A 6,979-nucleotide genomic window follows, 5' to 3' on the forward strand; every position below is an offset into this window, starting at 1 on the left:
ACAGAAAGCAAAAAAAGCAGACGACAGGTTTAAACCGCTATTTATGGGTGCCTATCCATTCCAGCGCCGTGCGCCATACGCAAATCCCCAGGAAGTACGCCGACATCAGCGACCACAACCCAAACGTCCAGGGATTGGTATTCGGATAATCCACCACCATCAAAAAGCTGCACAACAGCCAAATCGTGGTGACGGCGATATTCAACGGCATAAACCGCTTCACCCGAAACGGGTGCAAAAACTTCATCGGCGTTACGGTCAACAGCGCCAACCCAATCACCGTCGCCAGGGTCACCCAAGCGTCCGGCTGGATGATGTACACGCACAACGCCACGACGTTCCATGCCGCAGGAAAGCCGACAAAGTAGTTGTCCTTGCTCTTCATGTTTACATTGCAGAAGCAGAACAGCGAAGACACCAGGATCACCGACACCGTAAACAGGTGGGTAAACTCCGGCAGGTCGATGTAGCGGTAGATAAACAGCGCCGGAATAAACACGTAGGTCAGGTAGTCAATCACCAGGTCCAGCACCGACCCATCAAAGCTGGGCAATACCGTGCTGACATTCACCCGTCGCGCCAGGGAACCGTCGACGCCGTCCACCACCAACGCCAGGCCGAGCCAGAGCAAGCAGGCTTTGGGCGAGTTTTCCAGCAGCGCCAGGGTGGCCAGAAAGGCCAGCACTACACCGGTGGCCGTAAAGCCGTGGGCGCCCCAGGCTTTGAGTCTGGCTACATGCAGGGTCGAAATCACGGGCGGTTCTCCAAAAGGTGAAACAGGGCAGCCGACAACGTAACGCCGTCGAGTCTGGCCAGGGAATGCAGGTATCGACCGGAAAGGGGGGAATAAGGTTCACCCTCCCGGTGTATCACTTAGCGTAGCAAGCGTAGGGCGTTTCTACATCAGCCTTGACGGAACACCAGCGCTTTCAAGCCACTTTGCACGTCAATATCCGGAAATTCAGGCGGATTTTCCAGCCTCTCCACAAAGCGCAGGCCCGGCGCTTCGCGGGTTACGCCATCGATCAGGAAGTCTTCGCCAAAGGCCGGGTCATTCATGCAGGCCAATACGCTGCCTTGTGGCGTCAGCAAATCCGGCAAGCGGCGCAGCACGCGCTGGTAGTCCTTGGTCAGCAAAAAGCTGCCTTTCTGAAACGACGGCGGGTCGATGATCACCAGGTCGTAAGGCCCGCTGTGGGTGACTTTGGCCCACGACTTGAACAGATCATGGCCCAGAAACGTGACATTGCTCAGGTCATGACCATTCAGGCGATGGTTGTCGCGGCCACGGCTGAGCGCGCCGCGCGCCATGTCGAGGTTCACCACATGCTCGGCGCCGCCTTCGATGGCGGCGACCGAGAAGCCGCACGTGTAGGCGAACAGATTGAGTACGCGCTGGCCCTTGGCCTGCTCGCGCACCCAGTTGCGGCCGTAGCGCATGTCGAGGAACAGCCCGCTGTTTTGCTTTTTACCCAGGTCGATCAAGTAACGCAGGCCGCCTTCGGTGATGGTCAGCTCATCAATCGCTTCGCCGACCAGCCATTCGGTGGTGCTTTGCGGCAAGTAGCGGTGTTGCAGGGCGACCGTATGCGCGCCGAACTGCGCCCATTCAAACCGGATCAGCAACTGTTTTAGCGCATCCAGTTGTTCGGCTTCAGGCGCCTTGAACACGGCAACCAATACCACGCCTTGCAGCCAATCTACCGTCAACTGTTCAAGGCCCGGCCAGCAGCGGCCACGGCCATGGAACAGGCGCCGGGTTTCGCAGGGCGGGGTCGCCAGGGCAGTCAGCAAGTGAGCGTGAAGGGTCGCGAGTGCATCTGGGGTCATCGGTCAGCGTCGGTCATTGAGCGGGCGGCATTTTAAACACAATTGCTGACGATAAGGGGCAGACCGATACCACATGAGCTCGGGAGGCATCCTACATCAATTTTTTTTTCGTCTTGTTAGCGTGCTCGGAAATTTGAACGTGCGCAGGCTAAGGCTTGTGCATCGCGTCTCTCTTGCACTTTTCAGGTTAAGGATAAGCGTATGTTCGCGTCAGCCAATGCTGCGCACTTCGCGTTGTTAATCCCGTCCGTTAGTAACGATTTCAAGGTGCTGGCCTTTCACGGCACTGAAGCGATCAGCACCTTGTACGCGATTAAGATTGAGCTCGTCAGCGAGGCGCCGGACTTCGATCTTGGGCGCCTGCTCAGCCAACCCGCCTTCTTGCAGTTCGGCCTTAATGGCGAAGGTATTCATGGGCATATTGAAGATGTGTTGGCAGGTGAGGCCGGTAAACGCCTGAGCCGGTATCAACTGACGTTAGTGCCCGCGCTGCACTATCTGCAGTTCAGCCACAACCACCGCATCTTCCAACACCTGACGGTGCCGCAGATTGTCGCCCAGGTGCTCAACGGCCACGGTATCCAGGCCGATGTGTACACCTTCCATGTCCGCAGCGCTGTAGAGCGAGAGTACTGCACGCAATACGCTGAAAGTGACTTCGATTTCATCAGCAGGTTGTGCAGTGAGGAAGGGATTTCGTGGCACCACCAGCACAGCCAACATGGCCATCAGTTGCTGTTCACCGACAATCAGGCGTGCTTCCCCTTGCTGGGGGCAACCCCGTATCAGCAGGGCGCTGGCCTGGTGGCGGATTACCCGGTCGTCAGCCAGTTCTCCACGCGTTTCAGTAGCCGAACCAGCAAGGTCACGCGTCGCGGCTATGATTTAAAGCGCCCAAGCCTGCTGCGGCAAAGCCGAGCGGCCGTCGAGTTTAGCCCTGCACTTGAAGACTACGGTTACCCGGCGCTGATCGAGCATGAAAAACTCGGCAAGCAGCTCGCCCAACAGGCGCTGGAGCGACACCGTGCCGACTACCAGTTGGCCGAGGGCCAGAGCGATCAACCGATCCTGCGCAGTGGCCACTTCTTTGACCTGACCGAACACCCGCGCCAATCGTGCAACGCGTTGTGGCTGTTGCTCAGCGTGACGCACTCAGGCAAGCAGCCTCAATCACTTGAGGAGGCAGCCACCACTGAGGTTAAACCCGAAGACGGTTTCACACAGGGTTACCGCAATATCTTTACTGCGATTCCGTGGGATGCGGTGTACCGGCCACCCTTGGTCACGCGCAAATCGCCGATGGTCAGCCAGACCGCCCGTGTCACCGGACCCGCCGGAGACGACATTTTTTGTGACGATCTGGGGCGTGTAAAAGCCCAATTTTTTTGGGACCGAGCCGAATTGAACAGTGACAAAAGCAGTTGCTGGCTGCGGGTCTCGTCGAGCTGGGCGGGCGACAGCTTCGGTGCAGTGACCATTCCGCGCGTGGGCATGGAAGTGGTGGTGACCTTTTTGGAAGGGGACCCCGACCATCCGCTGATTACCGGTTGCGTGCCGAATAAGATCACGCCGGTGCCGTACCCGTTACCGGCGAACAAGACCAAAAGCGTGCTGCGCAGCCATAGCTCGCCGCGCAGTGGTGGCTACAACGAACTGTCGATTGAAGACCGGGCAGGGCAGGAACTGATCTACCTGCGTGCCCAGCGCGACATGCAGCAGACGATCAAAAATGACAGTCGATTGGACGTGGGCAACGAACGCCACGAAACCATCAAAGGCAACAGCATTGCGCTGCTTGAAGCTGAGGATCAGCGCACGGTAACGGCGGATCGCAAGGTCGAACTCAAGGCCAACGACTACTTGCAGGTCGCCAACAGCAGCCATACCCGCGTCGGGCAGGCCTTCGTCGCCGAAGCAGGCCGGGAAGTGCACCTCAAGGCCGGGGACCATCTGATTCTTGACGCAGGCGCGAGCATTACCTTGAAGGCCGGCGGTCAGCACATTGTGATTGGCCCCGAAGGCATCTTCAGCAGCAGCGAGATTCAACTCGGTGGCGCACCCATCAGCGGCACAGCGGCGGCGCCGTTACTGCCGGGTTTGCTCGGGCTGCAGGCCGCGCCGTCCTTATTTGAACAGCAGCAAAACCCGTCGAATCAAGTCGCTCAGGCCGCCGAGCCGCCAGGGGCGCCGAACCCTGTGTGCAAGCGCTGCCTCTCAGTTGCACACGCCAAGGCCGACGCGGTAGTCCTGCGTTAACACGTACTCAGCAAACAGCATCGATTAAGGAAGGGGCATGTTACCGACCGCTAAGGATTGGTTGAACCATTTGATGGCAGAGGCGCGCAGCGCACAGCTTGCTCACCTGGATGTAGTGATCAATTGCGCAGCGTTGCCTGCGCCACTGTTGCCGACACTGCTTGAACTCACGCCTGCGCCTTCATGCGCGTGGCTATTTGAGCAAACGCCCGAGCATGCATTGGCGCAGTGCGGCCCCGTGCTGTTGCGCATAGGGTTGGCCAGCCAGGAGCAGCGCACTGCATTCGCGGCGTTGCTTGACGCGGTGTATTCCAACTTTTGTGCGCTGATACTGATCAGTCGCTGGCCTTTTGCGGACCTCGCCGCGCACTTGCGCGGCGCTACGCAAGCCAACTTGAGCAAAGGCACCCGCTCGGGGGTGCTGCGTTATTACGACACGCGCCTGTTCAGGCACTTTTTTGACCAGCTTGATCCCTGCCAACGACGGCTTTTTAACGCCCCGGTCATCCAATGGCACTGGATCGACCATGACAATAAAGCGGCAAGCGTTTCAGGGTTCGACAGCCGCCTGGATAACCAGAACAGGTTGACCGGGATGAGCCTGACTGATCAGCAAATTGCGCACTGGCAGGCCGTTAGCGCCGCGCTTCGGTGGTTCGAAGGCTATGAAAAGCCCCCCAATGAACATGGCTTCACTTCACGCGAAGCGATGATTCGCTGCCTGATCACAGCCCATCTGGATATGAGTCGCAAGAAGCTGGACAAGCGCCATCACCAAGATTTTATCGTCAGCGCGCTGAGCGAACATCTCCCTCTGACGTTGACGCGTCAGCGGGACCATTTATGAGCCGCCTACTCCTTGCGCTGTTAATGAGCGGTATGTCGTTGCTGGGATGTGCGCAGCCCCAGCCTGAACGATTAGGCACGCCCATTGAGGGCTATAGCCATACCTCGGCGGCGATTAACCGGTTCTCGGTGAATGGTAATGGCGGGCCGAATTTGGCTCCTTATGGATATGGGGGCGGGCAAATGTGCTGCGCTTCGCTGCCGGTGAAGTGGCATCCCGGTTTGACCGTGGTGGTGGAGTGGGAGAAGGACCCAAATCCGCATGAGTATGTAAATTGGCCTAAGCCGCGTTATTCCGATGCTTGGCGCAATGCGGCTAGAGAGCATGAAACTCGCTACACCCGGCATCGTGCGGTTGTGGCCGTCGCACCCTATGACGAGTTGGGCGCAATAGACGTGCATTTTCTACCGTGCAACCAAGTCGCGGTTTCAGCAGTAGCCGTGCTTCCGGGCCAACCCGGCTACCCATTTAACTTCCCTCAAAAAATGGAGGAGCCCGTTACATGTCCGACGCCATGAGCTCGCGACTCCAAAAACCTGCTTTGGCATTCATCTGCCCTACAGCTGACTTCAAAGTGGGTGAGCTGCCGCCGCAAACACCAGGGGGTGAAGGCCGACCTCTGATGATCCGTTTTAACCTTGTGATGTTAATCAGCGGCCTTTCGCTGCTGGGCTGTGCGCAGCCTCAGCCTGAACGATTAGGCACGCCCATCGAGGGCTATAGCCATACCTCGGCGGCGATTAACCGGTTCTCGGTGAATGGTAACGGCGGGCCAAACGTCGGCCCTTATGGTGGCGGTGGAAAGCAGAACTGCTGCGCGCCGCTTCCGGTGAAGTGGTATCCCGGTTTGACGGTGGTGGTTGAGTGGGAGAAAGACCCAAATCCGCATGAGTATGTGAATTGGCCTAACCCGCGGTACTCCGATGCTTGGCGCAAGGCGGCTAGAGAGCATGAAACTCAATACACCCGCCATCGTGCGGTTGTAGCAGTGGTGCCATATGAAGACTTGGGCTTGGTGAACGTGCATTTCTTACCGTGCAACCAGGTTGCGGTATCGGCGGGCACTACGTATCCCGGCCGCCCAGATTATCCGTTCCAATTCCCTCAAAAAATGATGGAGCCAGCTACATGTCCGAAGCCATGACGCCACAACTCAAAAAGCCTGCTGCGGAATTTCTCAGCCCGACTCCCGATTTCGAAATGGGTGGGCTGTTGCCGCAAACACGAGGGGATGTATTGCGTAATTATCGAACGCAACAGGTGGCCTACGATCCTTTTGAACAACAGTCGATGGACGAACACCGTGCAGCTGGATTGGTGTATCCGGGCCCGCCGTGCATGCAGATTGTGACGATCACGCTTTGCTTCGACGGCACCAACAACCATGAACCGTCAGACAGCCTCGCATTGCCTTCAACTACGACCAATGTGGCTCGCCTGTACCACGCCAGTGTGGGTAGGGATGACAGCGAGGCCGCGGAGCAAGAGGGTTTTTATGCTTACTACATGCCGGGGGTTGGCACCGAGTTCAAAGAAATAGGCGAGTTCAAACCTGATAGCCAAGGGCTCACCATGTCGACAGGGGGCGAGAACCGGATCAACTGGGGATTGACCCGTTTGATCGATGCGCTGAAAAGGGCTTGCGATGAGAAACCACTGAAAGTACCCGAAGCCTATGCCCTTGTGCAAAAAATGGGCACCAGCGTTACCGAAGACGCACTCGGCGCTTCGATATTCAAAAACAGCTATACGCGTCGCCGAGAGGTGTTGGCCCAACCGCTGGCGGAACTTAAAAGCCAAATTGACGCAGCACATACAGCCAAATCGATCCCTAAAATCATGGCAGTGCGTCTGTTTGTTTACGGCTTTTCACGCGGAGCCGCCGAGGCGCGAGCGTTTGCGACCTGGCTTGAAGCCCTGACCAAGGTCGAGGTGGAAGGTGAAACCTGCTACTTGTTTGTCGGGCTGCCGATCAAAATTGTGTTCATGGGGCTATTCGACACGGTGGCCTCGGTCGGCCTTCCGTACTTGGTGCCGTTTGCTGCC

7 protein-coding genes are annotated in these 6,979 nt (G+C 57.6%); 5 read left to right on the forward strand and 2 right to left on the reverse strand.

Going from position 1 to position 6,979, the window contains the following annotated elements:
* Positions 1 to 37 precede the first annotated feature (37 nt).
* Entirely contained in the window at positions 38 to 754 is a 717-nt protein-coding gene (pcsA, locus tag F0169_RS18340) for a phosphatidylcholine synthase (protein ID WP_058414990.1), read from the reverse strand.
* A 149-nt stretch (positions 755 to 903) separates the two neighbouring features.
* Positions 904 to 1,830, reverse strand: coding sequence for a class I SAM-dependent methyltransferase (locus tag F0169_RS18345; protein WP_152747269.1), 927 nt, complete (start codon positions 1,828 to 1,830; stop codon positions 904 to 906).
* A gap of 201 nt (positions 1,831 to 2,031) precedes the next feature.
* On the opposite strand from F0169_RS18345, the gene tssI reads away from it, so the two are divergent.
* The 5 genes from tssI to F0169_RS18370 all read left to right on the forward strand — a co-directional run.
* A complete protein-coding gene (gene tssI / locus F0169_RS18350; RefSeq protein ID WP_152747270.1) occupies positions 2,032 to 4,086 on the forward strand; it encodes a type VI secretion system tip protein TssI/VgrG in 2,055 nt (684 codons plus the stop codon).
* A 37-nt stretch (positions 4,087 to 4,123) separates the two neighbouring features.
* A complete protein-coding gene (gene tla1 / locus F0169_RS18355; protein WP_152747271.1) occupies positions 4,124 to 4,933 on the forward strand; it encodes a toxin Tle1 chaperone Tla1 in 810 nt (269 codons plus the stop codon).
* Positions 4,930 to 5,451 carry a Tli1a family immunity protein gene (gene tli1a / locus F0169_RS18360; protein WP_241679142.1) on the forward strand — a complete coding sequence of 174 codons (522 nt, stop codon included), beginning with the start codon at positions 4,930 to 4,932 and terminating at the stop codon, positions 5,449 to 5,451. The genes tla1 and tli1a (F0169_RS18360) overlap by 4 nt, the downstream gene beginning before the upstream one ends.
* Positions 5,436 to 6,077, forward strand: a complete 642-nt coding sequence (gene tli1a, locus F0169_RS18365) for a Tli1a family immunity protein (RefSeq protein ID WP_425274302.1) — start codon at positions 5,436 to 5,438, stop codon at positions 6,075 to 6,077. Before tli1a (F0169_RS18360) ends, tli1a (F0169_RS18365) begins: the two co-directional genes overlap by 16 nt.
* On the forward strand, positions 6,062 to 6,979 hold a 918-nt coding region (locus F0169_RS18370; RefSeq protein WP_172979477.1), incomplete at its 3' end, for a phospholipase effector Tle1 domain-containing protein. The genes tli1a (F0169_RS18365) and F0169_RS18370, both read left to right, overlap by 16 nt.

This window comes from Pseudomonas kitaguniensis, assembly GCF_009296165.1.
GTDB classification, from domain to species: Bacteria; Pseudomonadota; Gammaproteobacteria; order Pseudomonadales; family Pseudomonadaceae; genus Aquipseudomonas; species Aquipseudomonas kitaguniensis.

What these genes read in the sequence shown, in the direction of transcription:
- tssI (WP_152747270.1), top strand. Translation starts at nt 2,032, where the DNA reads ATGTTCGCGTCAGCCAATGCTGCGCACTTCGCGTTGTTAATCCCGTCC.
- F0169_RS18345 (WP_152747269.1), bottom strand. Translation starts at nt 1,830, where the DNA reads ATGACCCCAGATGCACTCGCGACCCTTCACGCTCACTTGCTGACTGCC.
- tla1 (WP_152747271.1), top strand. Translation starts at nt 4,124, where the DNA reads ATGTTACCGACCGCTAAGGATTGGTTGAACCATTTGATGGCAGAGGCG.
- tli1a (WP_241679142.1), top strand. Translation starts at nt 4,930, where the DNA reads ATGAGCCGCCTACTCCTTGCGCTGTTAATGAGCGGTATGTCGTTGCTG.
- tli1a (WP_425274302.1), top strand. Translation starts at nt 5,436, where the DNA reads ATGTCCGACGCCATGAGCTCGCGACTCCAAAAACCTGCTTTGGCATTC.